Origin of the sequence: Tenacibaculum sp. 1_MG-2023 (genome assembly GCF_030547425.1) — a bacterium.
GTDB lineage: Bacteria > Bacteroidota > Bacteroidia > Flavobacteriales > Flavobacteriaceae > Polaribacter.
Genome location: NZ_JAUORH010000022.1, coordinates 17783 through 35489 on the forward strand (window position 1 = coordinate 17783; position 17707 = coordinate 35489).

General features: G+C 32.7%; 12 protein-coding genes. 3 read left to right on the plus strand and 9 right to left on the minus strand.

Features of this window, described 5'->3' with window-relative positions; all coding sequences use genetic code 11:
* Window positions 1–110: 110 nt before the first annotated feature.
* From Q4517_RS13245 to Q4517_RS13275, 7 genes are all read right to left on the minus strand, one after another.
* On the minus strand, window positions 111–1043 hold the full coding sequence (locus Q4517_RS13245) for a hypothetical protein (protein ID WP_303510272.1): 933 nt from the start codon (window positions 1041–1043) through the stop codon (window positions 111–113).
* Between the two features lie 89 nt (window positions 1044–1132).
* A complete protein-coding gene (locus Q4517_RS13250) occupies window positions 1133–1633 on the minus strand; it encodes an N-carbamoyl-L-amino acid amidohydrolase (RefSeq protein ID WP_115900516.1) in 501 nt (166 codons plus the stop codon).
* Between the two features lie 155 nt (window positions 1634–1788).
* On the minus strand, window positions 1789–2625 hold the full coding sequence (locus tag Q4517_RS13255) for a hypothetical protein (RefSeq protein WP_303510283.1): 837 nt from the start codon (window positions 2623–2625) through the stop codon (window positions 1789–1791).
* A 519-nt stretch (window positions 2626–3144) separates the two neighbouring features.
* Window positions 3145–3366 (minus strand): heavy-metal-associated domain-containing protein, encoded by a 222-nt coding sequence (locus tag Q4517_RS13260; protein ID WP_303510284.1) that lies wholly within the window; start codon window positions 3364–3366, stop codon window positions 3145–3147.
* A 156-nt stretch (window positions 3367–3522) separates the two neighbouring features.
* Window positions 3523–5940, minus strand: coding sequence for a heavy metal translocating P-type ATPase (locus tag Q4517_RS13265; protein WP_303510286.1), 2418 nt, complete (start codon window positions 5938–5940; stop codon window positions 3523–3525).
* Between the two features lie 85 nt (window positions 5941–6025).
* Window positions 6026–6586, minus strand: coding sequence for an AraC family transcriptional regulator (locus Q4517_RS13270; protein WP_303510288.1), 561 nt, complete (start codon window positions 6584–6586; stop codon window positions 6026–6028).
* A 155-nt stretch (window positions 6587–6741) separates the two neighbouring features.
* Window positions 6742–9303 (minus strand): ATP-dependent Clp protease ATP-binding subunit, encoded by a 2562-nt coding sequence (locus tag Q4517_RS13275; protein WP_303510290.1) that lies wholly within the window; start codon window positions 9301–9303, stop codon window positions 6742–6744.
* 308 nt (window positions 9304–9611) lie between these two features.
* Here Q4517_RS13275 and gyrA point away from each other — a divergent pair, with 308 nt between their 5' ends.
* The gene (gene gyrA, locus Q4517_RS13280; RefSeq protein WP_303510292.1) at window positions 9612–12113 is read left to right on the plus strand and encodes a DNA gyrase subunit A; all 2502 of its coding nucleotides are present in this window, start codon (window positions 9612–9614) and stop codon (window positions 12111–12113) included.
* Between the two features lie 16 nt (window positions 12114–12129).
* Window positions 12130–13368, plus strand: coding sequence for a tetratricopeptide repeat protein (locus tag Q4517_RS13285; RefSeq protein ID WP_303510294.1), 1239 nt, complete (start codon window positions 12130–12132; stop codon window positions 13366–13368).
* A gap of 71 nt (window positions 13369–13439) precedes the next feature.
* Here Q4517_RS13285 and Q4517_RS13290 read toward each other — a convergent pair whose 3' ends face one another.
* Both Q4517_RS13290 and Q4517_RS13295 read right to left on the minus strand, forming a co-directional pair.
* Entirely contained in the window at window positions 13440–14213 is a 774-nt protein-coding gene (locus Q4517_RS13290; protein WP_303510296.1) for a C40 family peptidase, read from the minus strand.
* A 23-nt stretch (window positions 14214–14236) separates the two neighbouring features.
* A complete protein-coding gene (locus tag Q4517_RS13295; protein WP_303510298.1) occupies window positions 14237–15412 on the minus strand; it encodes an acetyl-CoA C-acyltransferase in 1176 nt (391 codons plus the stop codon).
* A gap of 207 nt (window positions 15413–15619) precedes the next feature.
* On the opposite strand from Q4517_RS13295, the gene Q4517_RS13300 reads away from it, so the two are divergent.
* The gene (locus Q4517_RS13300) at window positions 15620–17662 is read left to right on the plus strand and encodes an HD family phosphohydrolase (RefSeq protein WP_303510300.1); all 2043 of its coding nucleotides are present in this window, start codon (window positions 15620–15622) and stop codon (window positions 17660–17662) included.
* Window positions 17663–17707 lie beyond the last annotated feature (45 nt).

Genomic DNA, 17707 nt, shown 5'->3' on the forward strand with positions numbered 1-17707 from the left:
CGCTTAGCTATTAAGAGCAATATAAATTGGTGCTTAACAAGTACAGACTAAACTGAAAACCATGAAAATTTAAGAAATAAACTAGAATAAGCAACTTTTATTACCAGTATTTATTTTTTCAATATCCAGTTTATTAGGTCTTTTTTGTCTACAATAGCCCAACTATGAGGGTGTCGTTCACCATTTGCTCTATATCCTTTGTTTGTGGTTAGTATATACTCAACATTATTAAAACCTTTAGTTTTTAAACTCTCATATAGTTTTTTGATATAGAAAGCATTCATTTGGTCATAATCAGCCATTCTATTCTTTTTCCACCATAAAGTATCAGGTTCTGTATAAAGTCTAATCTTAGTGTTTTTTAATTTCTCTATGTTAGAAATATTGTCTGTACTAGAGGTAAATACAGCTTTTTCCTCGTATTTTTTAATACTGTCTCTAGGATTACCAAAGTTATTACCTAATGTTTCTAATAGCCAAGTACTTTCAAGAATTGAAGGCTCTGAAAAGTTTCGTTCTATATTTTTCTCTGAAGATTTATACAAAGCAACCAAGTCTATTGGAGAATCTACTATAAATACTCCTTTTGGGTCAATATAAAATTGTTTCTTACCAACAATATAATTGCTTATTAAAAGACTTACAACCCCACCGCTAGAAAAGCCTCCAATAAAGATATTGTCAGTAGGCAATTGGTTTTCTGTAATTATAGTTTGTAAACTTTTGGCAAGTTGTTGTTGTTCGTTTTCTTCAAGCCATAGTTTTTGATTAAGATTAGAAAGTATAACTGCAATATTATTTTTTCTAGCAATATCAAGAATTTTAAACTCTCTTTTAATGTCTTTAGCAACTTCTGGGTAACCTCCAAACAGAATTAAAACCGCTTTAATTTCTTTTGTTGGCTTATAAAGTTCGTAATCTTCTTTTATAAGTTCAGTAAACTCAGACTTTTCAGGAGTTACTTGTTGTTTTTCTTGTTTACTCTGCCTACAGGAAACAAATACAGTAAAAGCTAGAATTAAAATTATTGTAAGTTTTTTCATTTGTAATAAATGTTTTGCTAGGGGTAGTAATTTTGGTTAAGAGGTAGGCAAGAGTAAGTAATTACTTGTAACTATTGATATGAGGAGTATTATTTTATAAGTGCTCCTACAAGAACACCAATTAAACCACTTATAGAGCTAATCACTGGCACAACCCACCATCTACTATCTTTCTTATTTTCAAAAGCTCTTGTGTGCAAGTCAATTGCAACGGCTATTAAAGATTGGACTTCTGAACTGTTTAAAGGTGACCTCGAAATTTTTTCTTTCGCCTCAGTAGCTGGTAAATTATTTATTTGGTCTAAAGTTATTTCTTTATTTAGATCAACATGAAACCTTCTTTGTTTACTTCTCCTCCAAGCTAAAGAAACTTTTCCTTCATCACTATTAAATCTGAAAAATTCAGGATGCTCTTCAAAAACCTTTTTCCAATAAGCAAAATTAGATTCATCACCAGAAATCCTCATAGACCAACTTTTAAAATCTAATTTATAAAACTTATAGATAGACATTACTTGAATAGCGGCTAGAACATCAGCTAAACGATTTTCATATTTAATGTATGGAGATTCATTTTTTGAGTGGAACATTTTATTGTTGTTTTAATAAAGGTTATTAATTAGAAAGTTATAGCTAACGGTTTCATAAATAATTATAAGTAATGGGAGTAAATCTAATATTTTTTGACATTAGTAGTTTCAAGCTAACTCAGATACGGTCAAAACTGTCGTAATTACGGTTATAGTTATTCTACAAATTTTAGAATTAACCTACCAATTGAATTAACACAATCTCTGGTGAATTCAGCTAGCCATTTATCAGAATCTTTATCAAAATGAGATTCACTAAAATTATTTCTTGCATTAGATATTGCGTTAGTAATGGTTCCAATTAAATTTAGCATTGGTTCTGGGAATTTTTTGTCAGTTTCAAGAAAACGAGCCTTTAAATCCTCTCTTACAATTTTAGAAATTTTTGATAATTCAGTTTCATCTTTTTGTGAAGGAACTTTTAAGAAAATATACGTCTTGAAAATTCCTTCTAAAGATGAATATGCATAGGTCAAAGTTAGATTAAACTCTTCGTTTCGGATTGACTCGTCCATCTTTCTTAGACATTCTTCAAGCTTGTCAGAATTGTCAATTATATTTGGTATTTCGAGTTTTGGAACGGCAGTTTTGTTTGTACTATCTAATTTTTTAATATCCTCTATTATTGTAGTTGGACAGTTTAAAAGCTCTAAATCTTCTATTATTTCTATTGTATCAAAAGGTTCATTAAGCCAAGTTGAAAATGTTCTTAAAAAATCTCTAATAAATAGATAAAACCGATCGTTGGCTTTTTCTAAGAGATCATTCATTAATATGTTCAAAGTATTAATTGAATCATATTTTTCATAATCCATTTCAAGAGAAATTACTCTACGTGAATTCTTGACATGATTATAGGTGTTTCTCCAATATTCTTCTAGTCCAGCTTGAATTCTTAATCTTTTAAAATCTCTAGATTTAAGAAAGGGACCAACGTTTAATTTTTTTAAGCTGTCAGCAAAGGGCTCAAGTATTGGTAGAGGGTCATTCATTTATTTGATAGTTTTTACTAATTACGCACAACTCGTTATATACTAAATTTTAGTTCTTTTACCCCGATACAAACATGGGATATTATTAAGATATAGCAATTTTATTAACACTCTCAAATATAAAAAAAGTAAGATAAAAAAGTGCAACTTTTTTATCGGGTCGATACCCCAAGCCTAATCGGGTCGATACCCCAAGCCTAATCGGGTCGATACCCCAAGCCTAATCGGGTCGACACCCCAAGCCTAATCGGGTCGACACTCCTTGCCTAAGGGGAGTGTTATTCACTGCCTAAGGGGAGTAACACCAAACAAGTAAAAAGGTAAAATATTCGTATTGTGTAGAAAAATGTTTGTTAGGTGCTGTGGTGTATAAAGAAACCATTTTAAAAACAAATACACCCCAAAGAGAGGTGTATTTAAATGTAAAGTTTAATAAACAGTTAACTTAACAGCTTACAAAAGCACAGATGCTCTTGTTTGTTTCAATTTGTAGCGTAAGTGAGAATTGTGTAATTGTTTTTATACTAAAGGTTCTGCTTTAAAACCTTTACTTTTTACGATAGCAATTACTTCATCCGCAGTAATTCCTTTAGAACTTACGGTAAGAACTTTATCATCAAAATTAGTATCTACATTCCAATGGCAAACACCTTCAGCATTATCTAAATCAGCTTGTACTTTTGATACACATCCTCCGCAGTTAAGGTTTGTTTTGAATTTTAACTCTTTATTATTTTCCATGATATTAAAAATTTATTTGTTATTGAATACTGCAAATTTCAGCACAACAGGTGTGTTTGTTGTTGTACAATTTTAAGATTGATTTGTGAGATTTACAGATTTACTTATTAAGTGAGATTTAAAACATTCCGACACTTGCTAGTGCCGAAACACTTGTTACTTTTTCCATTTTAATCGTAAGCTATTGCTAACCACACTAACACTACTCATAGCCATAGCTGCACCGGCAATCATAGGGTTTAATAAGAAACCATTAAAAGGGTATAAAATACCAGCAGCAATAGGTATACCAATAAGGTTGTAAATAAATGCCCAAAATAGGTTTTGTTTAATGGTAGCTACCGTTTGTTTTGAAAGCTTTATAGCTTGTGGTATTTTACTTAGGTCAGATGATATAATGGTCATTTTAGCAACATCCATCGCAATATCACTACCTTTTCCCATGGCAATACTTACATCGGCAGTAGCTAAGGCAGTACTGTCGTTAATACCATCACCCACCATAGCAACGGTTTTTCCTTGTTGCTGTAACTCTTTTACAAAATCGGCTTTATGTTGTGGTAATACTTCAGCTTTGTAATGTTGAATACCTGTTTCTTCAGCAATAGATTTTGCGGTAGCTTTGTTGTCACCCGTAAGCATGTATAGTTCAATATCCATAGCCTGTAGTTCCTTAATAGCTTGTACTGAGGTTTCTTTTATTTTGTCTGAAATAGCAAGTACTGAAAGTGCTTCTTTACTATTAGCAAACCAAATAACAGTTTTAGCCTGTTTGCTCCATTCTTCCGTCTGTTTTAAAAGTTCGTCCGCTATGGTAACCTTATTTTCAGCCAACAACTTTTTATTACCCACAAAAAAGGTTTCTTCGTTATAATCAGCCTTAGCACCCTTACCTGTAATACTGTCGAAATTTGTTAGTGGGGTAGTGGCAGTATCTCCTAAAAACTTTACAACAGCTTCTGCTAATGGGTGTTCAGATTTCTTCTCAATACTTAAAAGAATATTCTTAGCAGTATCATTATTCTGTAACCAAAATATACCAGTAACTTCAGGTTTTCCTTCGGTAATAGTTCCTGTTTTATCTAAAATAATGGCGTTTACTTTTTTAGCCAATTCAAGGCTTTCAGCATCTTTAATTAAAATACCGTTTTCGGCACCTTTACCCACGCCCACCATAATAGCGGTAGGAGTAGCAAGACCTAAAGCACAAGGACATGCAATAACCAGTACCGTAATACCAGCTAATAACCCTTGAACCACTCCGTTATCTCCACCTAAAATAAACCATATAATAAATGTAATAACAGCAATACTCATAACTACAGGTACAAAAATACTGGCGATTTTGTCAACCAATTTCTGTACAGGAGCTTTACTACCTTGTGCATCTTGCACCATTTTAATAATTTGAGCTAGCATGGTTTCTTTTCCAACCTTAACGGCTTTGAATTGGAAACTTCCTTTCTGATTAATGGTTCCCGCAAACACTTTTTCATTTTCTTCTTTTAGTACCGGAACAGGTTCACCACTTAACATGCTTTCATCTACATACGAGCTTCCTGTGGTAACCATACCATCTACCGCAATTTTTTCTCCTGGTTTAACAAGAATAGTATCACCTACGTTCACATTTTCAATAGCAGTTTGCTTTTCCGTTCCGTCAGGTTGTATCACTACAACGGTTTTAGGCTGTAACCCCATCAATTTCTTAATGGCAGATGAGGTGTTTCCTTTGGCTTTTTCTTCTAATAGTTTTCCTAACAGAATAAATGCAATGATAACTGAAGCTGCCTCAAAATATACATGTGCTTCTAATCCTCTAGACTCCCAAAACTTAGGAAATAACATGTTAAATACACTAAAAATATATGCTATACCTGTACTTAAAGCTACTAGGGTATCCATATTTGCAGAACGATGTTTGGCTTGTTTCCATGCATTGATAAAAAAGTCTTTACCAAACCATAACAACACAGGGGTAGAGAAGGCCCACATAATAGGGTTGGCGTAAGGCATGTTCATAAAAAACATACCAATAATAACAACAGGTAACGAAAGTAGTACCGACCAAATGGTTTTAGTTTTTAATTGCTTGAACTTCTTTTCATGAATAGCCTCGAGGGTTTCTTGTTGTTTGGTTTCGTCTTCAATTAACAAATCATAACCCGCACCTTGTACAGCTTTTTGCAGTTTTGTAGCATTGGTCATATTAGGAAGGTATTCTACCGTTAAGTTTCCACTAGCAAAATTAACCGAAGCACTTACTACACCTGGTTCGTAGCTAACAATACTTTCAGCACTTCCTGCACAAGAGGCGCAAGTCATACCCAATACTGGAAAAACTTTTTTAACAGTGGTTACACCGTAGCCCAAATCTTTTATAGCGGTAACGGCGTTTGCAAGAATTTCTTCGTTAGTAACTGTAATAGTAGCTCTTTGGTTGTTTAGTTCTACTTTGTGGGCTTCAATTCCCTCAACATGTGCTAATCCTTTTTCAACGATTAAAGCACAGTGTTCACTTTCCACACCTTCTAAGGGGAGGTAAATGATATCTTTATTGTTATTTGTTGCCATTTTTTACTGTATTAATTGTACAATACAAAGTTGGCATTAAGTTAGAGAAAATTTATTGTGGAATTTTGGAATCGATTTATAAGATTTACACCTCGTCTAATGGTGTACGTTTGTCTTTACGAATTTTTTTGAAGTGACTCGGCGTTAATCCTGTAACTTTTTTAAACTGATTGCTTAAATATGCTACGCTTGAATAGTGCAAACGGAAAGCAATTTCACTCAACGATAATTCATCGTAAACCAATAATTCTTTTACCTTTTCTATTTTTTGAGCAATAAAATACTTTTCTATGGTAGTACCTTCTACTTCAGAAAAAAGATTGGATAAGTAATTATAATCGTGATGAAGTTCGTTGCTTAATAGTTCAGATAGATTGACTTTTGTTTCACTGTCTTGATGGTGTACCAAATTGATAATTAGATTTTTTATCTTTTCAATAATGCGCCTTTTTTTATCATCAATAATCTCGAATCCTAAGCTAAGTAAGGTTTTGTCTAAATATTCTCTTTCTTGGGTAGTAAGCTCTTTTTCAAGTGTAACTTCACCTAATTTAATATTTTTTACACCCACACCTAGTTTGTCTAATTCATTTTGAATGACTAGGATACAGCGGTTACAAACCATGTTTTTAATAGTGAGCGTCATAGTGTTTTTAGTATAGTTTGTTAGGTTTACAAAGATAGGAATAAGTGATTGCTATAAATCAAAAACAGTTTCAATTTTATAGCTATAAATACTAAGACAGTATTATTAAAATAGAGGATAAAAAAATCCCAAGCATTTTGCTTGGGATTTTTGTCTTATTGGTCTTCGTCTATTTCGGTACGAGACTCTTTTGGTTTTTCACCTTTTTCTATTTTTATAATGAGTTTTTTGTCTTTCTCATTTAAATCCATAAAAATGGTGTCACCTTCATCAAGTTTTGAGTTAACAATTTCTTCAGCTAATGCATCTTCAATATACTTCTGAATGGCTCTTTTTAATGGGCGAGCACCATATTGTTTGTCAAAGCCTTTATCAGCAATATAATCCTTGGCTTTTTCGCTTAAGTTAAGTTTGTAGCCTAGATCATCAATACGGCTTAGTAACTTATCTAATTCAATATCAATAATCTTATGAATATCTTCACGCTCTAATGAATTGAATATTACAACATCATCAATACGGTTTAAAAATTCAGGAGCAAACGATTTCTTTAAAGCACCTTCAATAATACTTTTTGCATGGGCGTCTTCTTGCTCTTTTTTAGAGGAAGTTCCAAAACCTACACCACCACCAAAATCTTTTAATTTACGAACTCCAATGTTTGAAGTCATAATAATAATGGTGTTTCTAAAATCTATTTTGCGACCTAAACTATCAGTTATATGTCCGTCATCTAACACTTGTAATAGCATGTTAAATACATCAGGATGCGCTTTTTCAATCTCGTCTAATAAGATTACTGAGTAAGGCTTACGACGTACTTTTTCAGTTAATTGCCCACCTTCTTCGTAACCAACGTATCCTGGAGGTGCACCTATTAAACGAGAAATGGCGAATTTCTCCATGTACTCACTCATATCAATTCTAATTAAAGAATCGTCAGAGTCAAACAACTCACGAGCTAATACTTTAGCTAACTGTGTTTTACCAACACCAGTTGAACCTAAGAAGATAAAAGAACCAATTGGTTTGTTAGGATCTTTTAATCCAACACGGTTACGCTGTATAGCTTTAACAACTTTGGTAACAGCTTCATCTTGACCAATTACTTTACCTTTTATTAATTGAGGTAATTCTGCTAAACGGCTACTTTCTGCTTCGGCAACACGATTTACAGGAATTCCTGTCATCATCGATACTACTTCAGCTACATTGTCTTCAGTAACAGTTTCTCTATGTAATTTAGAGTCTTCTTCCCATTGCTGTTGTGCAGATTCTAAAGCTGTTTCTATATTTTTTTCGTCATCACGAAGCTTTGCAGCCTCTTCATACTTTTGTCCGCTTACAGCTTTGGTTTTGCGTCCTCTAATTTCTTCTAATTTAGCTTCTAATTCTAAAATTTGTTGAGGAACAACAATGTTAGTAATATGAATTCTAGATCCAGCTTCATCTAAAGCATCAATAGCTTTGTCTGGTAAAAAACGGTCAGTCATATAACGATTTGTCAATTTTACACAGGCATCAATAGCCTCATCGGTAAAAGTTACATGATGATGTGATTCGTATTTACCTTTAATATTGTGTAAAATTTGTATCGTTTCTTCAACCGTAGTAGGATCTACAATTATCTTTTGAAAACGACGCTCTAATGCACCATCTTTTTCAATATTAGTTCTGTATTCATCTAAGGTTGTGGCTCCAATACATTGAATTTCTCCTCTTGCTAAAGCAGGCTTTAACATGTTAGAAGCATCTAATGAACCTGTAGCGCCACCAGCACCAACAATTGTATGAATTTCATCAATGAAAAGAATAATATCGTCATTTTTTTCTAGCTCGTTCATCAGCGCTTTCATACGCTCTTCAAACTGACCTCTATACTTTGTTCCAGCAACTAAGCTAGCTAAGTCTAAAGAAACAATACGTTTGTCAAATAAAATTCGAGATACTTTTCTTTCAATAATACGTAAAGCCAAGCCTTCTGCAATGGCAGATTTACCAACACCTGGCTCACCAATAAGCATCGGGTTGTTCTTTTTTCGTCTACTTAAAATTTGAGAAACACGTTCAATTTCTTTTAAACGACCTACAACAGGGTCTAGTTTTCCTGCTATTGCTAAAGCTGTTAAATCACGTCCAAAATTATCTAAAACAGGAGTTTTAGATTTTTTAACTTGCTTTCCTTTTTGAGACTGTTGCCCGTAAGGGTTTGACTTTTCGTCAGCAAATTCATCATCAGATGGTGTTTCTCCTATTGGTGAAATAAAAGTGTCATCATCTACGTGTAGTTCTTTGTACAAGTTTTTGGTTTGTTCATAATCTACATCATATTTTTGAAGTAGTTTTGTGGTAGGGTCATTTTCGTTACGTAAAATACATAGCAACAAGTGTGCGGTGTCTATTGCGTTACTTTGATATAGTTTAGCTTCTAAAAACGTGGTTTTTATAGCTTTCTCTGCTTGTCTGGTAAGATGTAAACTCTTTCTTTGAGGGCTTGTTATAGATGGAGTTGTAGGATTTAACTTTTCTAGTTTATTGCGCACTAAATCTAAATCAACATCAAAAGTTGTTAATATTTCAATGGCTTTTCCATCCCCTTTCCTAATCAAACCTAACAAAAGATGTTCAGTCCCAATAAAGTCATGTCCTAGTCGTAAGGCTTCCTCTTTACTGAAAGTAATCACATCTCTAACCTGTGGTGAAAAATTATCGTCCATAAATTTATTTTCTGTCTCTGTAAAGTTAGTAAGTTTTTTTCTTAAAAATTACAAAAAAGATGCCAATAGTTTTTTACTGACATTCTGACGAGTAAAATAAGGTGTTTTAAAGTTTTTTTATCTTATAAAATTGTTAATAAATAACGATAAAACAGTTTATATATTTTTTGTGTAAAACTGAGGGTTGTAGTATCTTGCAATGTTTTAGAAAGTGCAGAGAACTAGAAAGCATTTTAAAAGTGAGTTTTATCGAGTGTAAAATTCACTTTTTTGACGAAAATAAATACTAATATTTTAAAAGAAAATATATGGCAGATGGCGAAAAGTTGATCCCTATCAACATTGAAGAGCAAATGAAGTCCGCATACATCGATTATTCAATGTCGGTGATAGTATCAAGAGCATTACCAGATGTAAGAGATGGTTTAAAACCAGTACATAGAAGAGTTTTGTTTGGTATGCATGAATTAGGAATTAAAGCTACTGGTGCATATAAAAAGTCTGCAAGAATTGTAGGAGAGGTATTAGGTAAGTATCACCCACACGGAGATACTTCGGTGTACGATTCTATGGTGCGTATGGCACAAGACTGGAGTGTACGTTATATGATGGTTGATGGACAAGGGAACTTTGGTTCTGTAGATGGTGATAGTCCAGCAGCAATGCGTTATACTGAGGTACGTATGCAAAAAATATCAGAAGAAATGTTATCTGATATAGAAAAAGATACAGTAGATCATAAATTAAACTTTGATGATACGTTGCACGAGCCAACCGTATTACCAACACGAGTTCCTAACTTATTAGTAAATGGAGCATCAGGTATTGCAGTAGGTATGGCAACTAATATGGCACCACATAACTTAACAGAAGTTATTAATGGTACTATTGCGTATATAGCTAATCGTGATATTGAAATTGATGAGTTAATGCAACACATCAAAGCACCTGATTTTCCAACTGGAGGAATTATTTACGGATATGATGGTGTAAGAGATGCTTTTCATACAGGTCGTGGACGTATTGTAATGCGTGCCAAAGCTACGATTGAAGAAGTAAAAGGTCGTGAGTGTATTGTTGTAACTGAGATACCTTATCAAGTAAACAAAGCAGAAATGATTAAGAAAACTGCTGACTTGGTAAATGATAAGAAATTAGAAGGTATTGCTAGTATTCGTGATGAATCTGACCGTAAAGGAATGCGCATCGTTTATGTGTTAAAGCGTGATGCAATTCCTAATATTGTTTTAAATAAATTATTTAAGTACACACAATTACAAACATCTTTTAGTGTAAATAATATTGCACTGGTAAAAGGTCGTCCAGAGCAATTAAACTTAAAAGAGTTAATTCATTATTTTGTAGAACATAGACATGAAGTTGTTGTTCGTAGAACAGAGTTTGAATTAAAGAAAGCCGAAGCTCGAGCACATATTTTAGAAGGGTTAATTATTGCATCAGATAATATTGATGAGGTGATTGCAATCATCAGAGGTTCTTCAAATGCTGATGAAGCTCGTGAAAAATTAATTGAACGTTTTGAACTGTCAGAAATTCAAGCACGTGCAATTGTTGAGATGCGTTTACGTCAGTTAACAGGACTAGAGCAAGATAAATTACGTGCGGAGTATGATGAGATTATCAAAACTATAGCAGATTTAAAAGATATTCTTGCAAACGAGCCAAGGCGTTATGATATAATCAAAGAAGAATTACTTTATATTAAAGAGAAGTATGGAGATGAGCGTCGTTCAGTAATTGAATATGCAGGAGGAGATATGAGAATCGAAGATATGATTCCTAACTCTAAAGTAGTAGTAACTATTTCGCATGCAGGGTATGTGAAGCGTACAAACTTAGATGAATATAAAGTTCAGAATAGAGGAGGGCGCGGACAAAAAGGAGCGACGACTCGTAACGAAGATTTCCTAGAGCATTTATTTGTAGGTACTAACCACCAATACATGTTGTTCTTTACTCAGAAAGGAAAGGTATTCTGGATGCGTGTATACGAAGTTCCAGAAGGAGGAAAGAATACGAAAGGAAGAGCGATTCAGAACTTAATAAACATTGAACAAGACGATAAAGTAAAAGCATTCTTAGTAACAGGAGATTTAAAAGATGAAGATTACATCAATAATCACTTTGTTATTATGGCTACAAAGCGAGGTCAGGTTAAGAAAACACCTTTAGAACAATATTCACGTCCAAGAGCTAATGGTATTAATGCTATTACTATTAAAGAAGGAGATGAGTTGTTAGAAGCGAAATTAACTACTGGAGATAGCCAAGTAATGTTAGCGCTTAAGTCAGGAAAATCAATTCGCTTCGAAGAGGCTAAAACACGTCCAATGGGAAGAACAGCATCTGGGGTTCGTGGTATTACATTATCACACGAGAAAGACGAGGTAATTGGTATGGTAGCTGTAAATGATATGGAAAGTAATATCTTAGTAGTTTCAGAGAAGGGATATGGAAAACGCTCTAAGTTAGAAGATTATCGTATAACAAACCGTGGAGGTAAAGGAGTTAAAACATTGAATATATCAGAAAAAACTGGTAATTTAGTAGCTATTAAAAATGTAGATGACTCTAATGATTTGATGATTATTAACAAATCGGGTTTAACTATCCGAATGGCTGTAGAAGACTTGAGAGTTATGGGTAGAGCAACTCAAGGTGTTAAGTTAATCAATATTAAAGATAATGATGATATTGCTGCGGTAGCAAAAGTTATGCATGAAAAAGACGAAGAAGAAAATGGCACAGAAATTGAAAATGAAACGAATGAAAGTCAAGAACAACAATAAATAAACCATAACAAAAATGAAAAAACAAATCTTAGCCCTTTCTTTAGGATTAATGTCGTTGGGGGCAATCGCTCAAAAATCAGAACTTAAAGCTGCTGAGAAGGCTATAAAAAAACAAGATTTTACTACAGCATTAAGTACCCTTAACGCTATTGAGGGTTCTTTAATGATGAACGGTGAAGATAAATATAAGTCTAAATTTTACTTTTTAAAAGGAAAAGCATTAGCAGCTAAAAAAGATTATAAAGAGGCAGGAGAAGCTTTGAATGCTTTATTAGCAATGAAAGAGAATAAGTATACTGATGAAGCTAAGCCTATCTTAAACCAATTGATTCAAGAGGTTTCAAAAAAAGCGGTTGATTTATATAATAATAAGAAAGACTATAAAAATGCAGCAGAAGATTTTTATTTAACATATGTATTAAGTCCTACGGATACTTCTTTTGCTTTTAATGCAGCGGTTTCAGCTACTCAGGCTAAAGACTATGATAAGGCTATTGAATATTATAGAGAATTGCAAAAAATAGGTTATACAGGTGTTGAAAAACAATATTTAGCTACAGATAAAGCTACAGGTAAAGTAGAAAGTTTTGGTAATGACAAAGCAAGAAGAGATTTAATGGTAAAAACAGGGAATTATGTAAAGCCTGAAGTTAAATCTTCTGATTCTAAATCAGCAACAATTGTTAAAAATGTAGCTTTAATTTTAAAAGAGCAAGGAAAAACAGATGAAGCTATTGCAGCTTTTAAAGATGCTCGTGCTTCTAACCCTAAAGATTTAAATTTAATTTTAAATGAAGCTCAGTTATATGTTGAGATGGGTAAAATGGATAAGTTTGGAGAGCTGATGAATGAGGCAGTAGCTTTAGATCCAGAAAACCCAACTTTATACTATAATTTAGGCGTTGTAAACTTTAACGAAGGTAGAATGGATGATGCTAAGAAGTATTATACTAAGGCAGTTGAGTTAAAACCAGATTATGCTGATGCTTATATGAATTTAGCAGTAGTAGTTTTAGATAAAGAAAAAGCTATTGTTGAGGAAATGAATAAAAACTTATCAAATTTCAAGAAGTATGATGAGTTAGCAGCTAAGCAAAAAGAGGTTTACAAAGAAGCTATTCCATTCTTAGAAAAAGCTGATAGTTTAAACAGAAATGCAGAAACAGTTAAAACTTTAATGAATTTATATGAAGTTTTAGAGATGAGCGATAAAGCTTCTGAATACAGAGATTTATATCAATCAATGAAATAAGAAATTCTTAAAGAATAAAAAAACCGAAACTTTAAAAGTTTCGGTTTTTTTATGTTATAAAGTTAAATAGACTAATCAACTAAACGTTTAATAACTCTAAGTTTATGAGTGTGTTGTTGTGTATCAACATTATAAATACCGCTATGGTCTAATTTGTCAATACGAACTTTACCATGAGCATGTATAATGTTGTAGTCATTCATAATAATTCCAACATGGGTAATTATACCTTCTTCATTATCAAAAAAAGCTAAGTCTCCAGGCTCACTTTCTTCAATAAAACTCAAAACTTCTCCCTGTGTAGCTTGTTGTTTAGCATCACGAAGTAAGTTGTATCCACATAATTTATATACAGTTTGGGTAAAACCAGAGCAATCGATTCCAAAAGGAGATTTACCACCCCATAAATACGGAACATTTAAGAATAAAAAAGCAGCTTCAACTATAGCAGATTTTGCTAATTTATTATTACACACTCTGCCCTCATATAAAAAAGAGGTGTTATTAATATTGATTTTGTTATTTTTAAATAATGGAAGACGAGCCCCCATGGGAATAGTTGTTAAATTACTATTATTATCGGTAATAAAATCGATTAATTCACCAGCATAGTGTTTTTTCTCTTTTGATAAAAGGATGTGTATTTCTTCTGAAATTTCTTCGTATTGTTTATTATCTATATACCCTTCATAGTTATCAAAAGCTAAACGGATTTTACTCCATTTCTTAGTTTTTTCTATAACCTCGAAGTGCTCACCAAAAACAACTTGATTTACCATTTCTGAAGCATCAGAAGGTTCTAATCGAAGAGGAACAATACTTAAATTACAAATACCAAAGGACATCTGCTAGTAGGGGCTTTAAAAAATTAAACTCTTTCAATTACCATTGCACTAGCACCACCACCACCGTTACAAATTCCAGCAGCACCAATTTTAGCATTGTTTTGTTTTAAAATAGAAGTTAAAGCAATAATAATTCTAGCTCCAGAAACCCCTAATGGGTGCCCTAATGAAACCGCACCACCATTGACATTTACCTTATCTGCTGATAAGCCTAAAATTTTCATATTAGCTAAACCAACTACAGAGAATGCTTCGTTTAACTCAAAATAATCAACATCATTAATAGAAACTCCAGCTTTAGCTAGGGCTTTTGGTAACGCTTTTGCAGGAGCTGTAGTAAACCATTTAGGCGCATTTGCAGCATCTGCATACCCTTTAATTTTTGCTAATGGAGTTAATCCTAATTCAGCAGCCTTTTCAGCAGACATTAATACTAACGCAGCCCCACCATCATTAATGGTAGAAGCATTGGCAGCAGTAATAGTTCCTTCTTTTGTAAATGCAGGACGTAAAGCAGGAATTTTTTCCATTTTCACGTTTTTATATTCTTCATCTTCAGAAAAAATAATTGGCTCACCACGACGTTGAGGTATTTCTACAGGAACAATTTCATCTGCAAATTTACCTTCACTCCAAGCTTTTGAAGAACGGTTGTATGATTCTACAGCAAAATTATCTTGATCTTCTCTAGAGAATTCATATTCTACAGCACATTCATCAGCACAAACTCCCATAGCAACTTGCTCATAAGCATCTACTAATCCGTCTTTTTGCATTCCGTCTTCCATTTTAATAGGACCGAATTTAGAACCTGTTCTAGCATGTTGGTAATGAGGAATCATACTCATATTCTCCATACCACCAGCCACTACAATTTCAGCATCTCCTAAAGCAATTGTCTGAGCCGCTAACATGATAGACTTCATTCCTGATGAACAAACTTTATTTACAGTAGTACATGGTACAGTATCTGGAATTCCAGCAAAAATGGCAGCTTGACGAGCCGGTGCTTGACCTAAACCTGCTGAAACTACATTTCCCATAAAAACCTCTTCAACCATTTCTGGTTTTAGGTTAATTTTATCTAAAGCTCCTTTAATGGCTACAGCACCTAATTTTGGTGCAGGTGTAGTTGATAATGTTCCTAAAAAACTACCAATTGGAGTTCTTGCAACCGATACTATTACTACTTCTTTCATGTGCTACTATTTGTTAAATTTTATTTATCCCAAAACTACAAACTAACCAAAATAATAAAGTTGTTAAGTGCTTAATAATTATTTTACGACTATTGTTTTCGTGTATTGGGTGAATTGTATTAAGATTTGTTTTGCGAAAATAACCATTTTATAATAAGTACTCAAATTATAGAGAAAGGTTATATTTACATTTTATAAACATCAAAAATGAACGATTTAATCAATAGACTGTATAAGAATAACACGATAATTTACAAAGTATTGTTGTTTCTAATTACAGTTACTGCCATAGTGTATTTGTTTCCTAAAGGAGGACAGTTTAAATACGATTTTCCGCAAGGAAAACCTTGGCAATATGATAATTTATATGCTCCTTTTGATTTTGCTATTCAAAAAACTTCTGAAGAAATAACCGAAGAAAAAAAGGAGCTTGAAAATGGTTCAAAAAAATATTTTGTAGTTGATACATCGGTAAAAGCTGAGGTATTAAGTTTATTTACTAATGAAGTTACAAACCTTGACTCTTTATCAACTAGTACGATTAGAAATTTAATTAAAAAAGGAGAGAAGCTTATTGATAAAATATACTTGTATGGCTTTTTAGACGATGCAAGTAATGATAAAGCAAGCAGAGGAGATGTAGTAGTGTTACGAAAAGGAAACTCTATTGATGATGTTCCGTTTTCAAGGTTAATACAAACCAAAGATGTGTTAAGTTTTTTGCGAACTAATACAGAAGATCTTCAATATTACAAACAACGCTTACTTATAAACTACCTATCTAGCAATTTACGCCCTAATGTAACTTATGATTATAAATACAGTGAAAAGGAATTAAATGAACGTTTGCAAAGTATTTCTTATGCAAAAGGAAAAGTCTCAAAAGGAGAATTGATAATTTTAAAAGGAGATATTGTTGAAGGAAGAAAGTACAATGTCTTAAAATCGTACGAAGTAGCATCGAGTTCTAGAATTTGGACAAAGTCTAATTATAACTGGATAGTTTTTGGGTATACCATTTTAGTGGCTTTAGCATTACTAATGTTATTGCTCTTTCTTGAAAGATATCGATTTGAAATATTCAACGATAACAATAAAGTAACGTTTATATTCTTTAATGTTTTTTTGATGATTTTTGTGCAGACGATGGTGGTAAAGTATAATTCAGATTATTTGTATGTTGTTCCATTGAGTATCTTGCCAATTGTACTCAAAGCTTTTTTTGATGCTCGATTAGGATTGTTTACTCACGTACTTACAGTGTTGTTGTTGGGTTTTATTGTACCAAATAGTTTTGAGTTTATTTACTTACATATCATTGCAGGAATTGTAACTATTTTAACTGTTTCAGAATTATACAAACGAGCGAGTTTGTTTATGTCAATAGGACAAATTACGCTAATTTATATGGTAACTTATTTAGCCTTTTCTATTTTAAAAGAAGGAAATGCAGATAAAATAAATTGGATGTATTTTGGGTTATTTGCTGCCAACGGACTTTTATCATTTTTAGCAGTATTTTTTATTTATTTTTATGAAAAGCTCTTCGGATTGGTTTCTGATGTAACTTTATTGGAACTTTCCAATACGAATTCAAAACTATTAAGAGATTTGAATGAAAAAGCACCAGGAACATTTCAGCATTCTATGCAAGTGGCTAATTTAGCAGAAGCAGCAGCAAATGAAATAGGGGCAAATTCTATGTTAGTACGAACAGGAGCATTGTATCACGATATAGGTAAAATGGTAAATCCGATGTATTTTACCGAAAATCAATCCACAGGAGTAAATCCGCACAACGATTTGTTACCAGAAGATAGTGCACGCATAATTTTAGATCATGTAATTAACGGAATTGAATTAGCGAAAAAAAATAAATTACCTGATAGGATCATAGATTTTATTAGAACACACCATGGTACAAGTGTTACCTATTATTTTTACAAAAAAGAGCAAGAAGAGAATCCTGAGGTTGATATAAAAAAATTTCAATACCAAGGCCCAATTCCATTCTCAAAAGAAACAGCTATTTTAATGATGTGTGATGCAGCTGAGGCAGCTTCTAAGAGTTTAAAAAATCCAACAGCACAATCTATTGATGATTTAATTGATCGTATTGTAGACAAGCAAAAAAACGATAATCAGTTCATAAATTCTGATATTACTTTTAGAGAAATAGAAAAAATTAAAAAAATTATTAAGAATAAGTTAATGAATATCTATCACTTACGAGTTGAGTATCCAGAATAGCAAATTTTTTTATTAAAAAAGTTTGTAGAAACGTATATATAGTTA

Bases quoted from the DNA above. Each gene is read 5' to 3' on its own strand.
- Q4517_RS13255 (WP_303510283.1), bottom strand. From the start codon at position 2,625: ATGAATGACCCTCTACCAATACTTGAGCCCTTTGCTGACAGCTTAAAA.
- Q4517_RS13285 (WP_303510294.1), top strand. From the start codon at position 12,130: ATGAAAAAACAAATCTTAGCCCTTTCTTTAGGATTAATGTCGTTGGGG.
- Q4517_RS13245 (WP_303510272.1), bottom strand. From the start codon at position 1,043: ATGAAAAAACTTACAATAATTTTAATTCTAGCTTTTACTGTATTTGTT.
- Q4517_RS13275 (WP_303510290.1), bottom strand. From the start codon at position 9,303: ATGGACGATAATTTTTCACCACAGGTTAGAGATGTGATTACTTTCAGT.
- Q4517_RS13290 (WP_303510296.1), bottom strand. From the start codon at position 14,213: ATGTCCTTTGGTATTTGTAATTTAAGTATTGTTCCTCTTCGATTAGAA.
- Q4517_RS13300 (WP_303510300.1), top strand. From the start codon at position 15,620: ATGAACGATTTAATCAATAGACTGTATAAGAATAACACGATAATTTAC.
- gyrA (WP_303510292.1), top strand. From the start codon at position 9,612: ATGGCAGATGGCGAAAAGTTGATCCCTATCAACATTGAAGAGCAAATG.
- Q4517_RS13265 (WP_303510286.1), bottom strand. From the start codon at position 5,940: ATGGCAACAAATAACAATAAAGATATCATTTACCTCCCCTTAGAAGGT.
- Q4517_RS13260 (WP_303510284.1), bottom strand. From the start codon at position 3,366: ATGGAAAATAATAAAGAGTTAAAATTCAAAACAAACCTTAACTGCGGA.
- Q4517_RS13250 (WP_115900516.1), bottom strand. From the start codon at position 1,633: ATGTTCCACTCAAAAAATGAATCTCCATACATTAAATATGAAAATCGT.
- Q4517_RS13270 (WP_303510288.1), bottom strand. From the start codon at position 6,586: ATGACGCTCACTATTAAAAACATGGTTTGTAACCGCTGTATCCTAGTC.
- Q4517_RS13295 (WP_303510298.1), bottom strand. From the start codon at position 15,412: ATGAAAGAAGTAGTAATAGTATCGGTTGCAAGAACTCCAATTGGTAGT.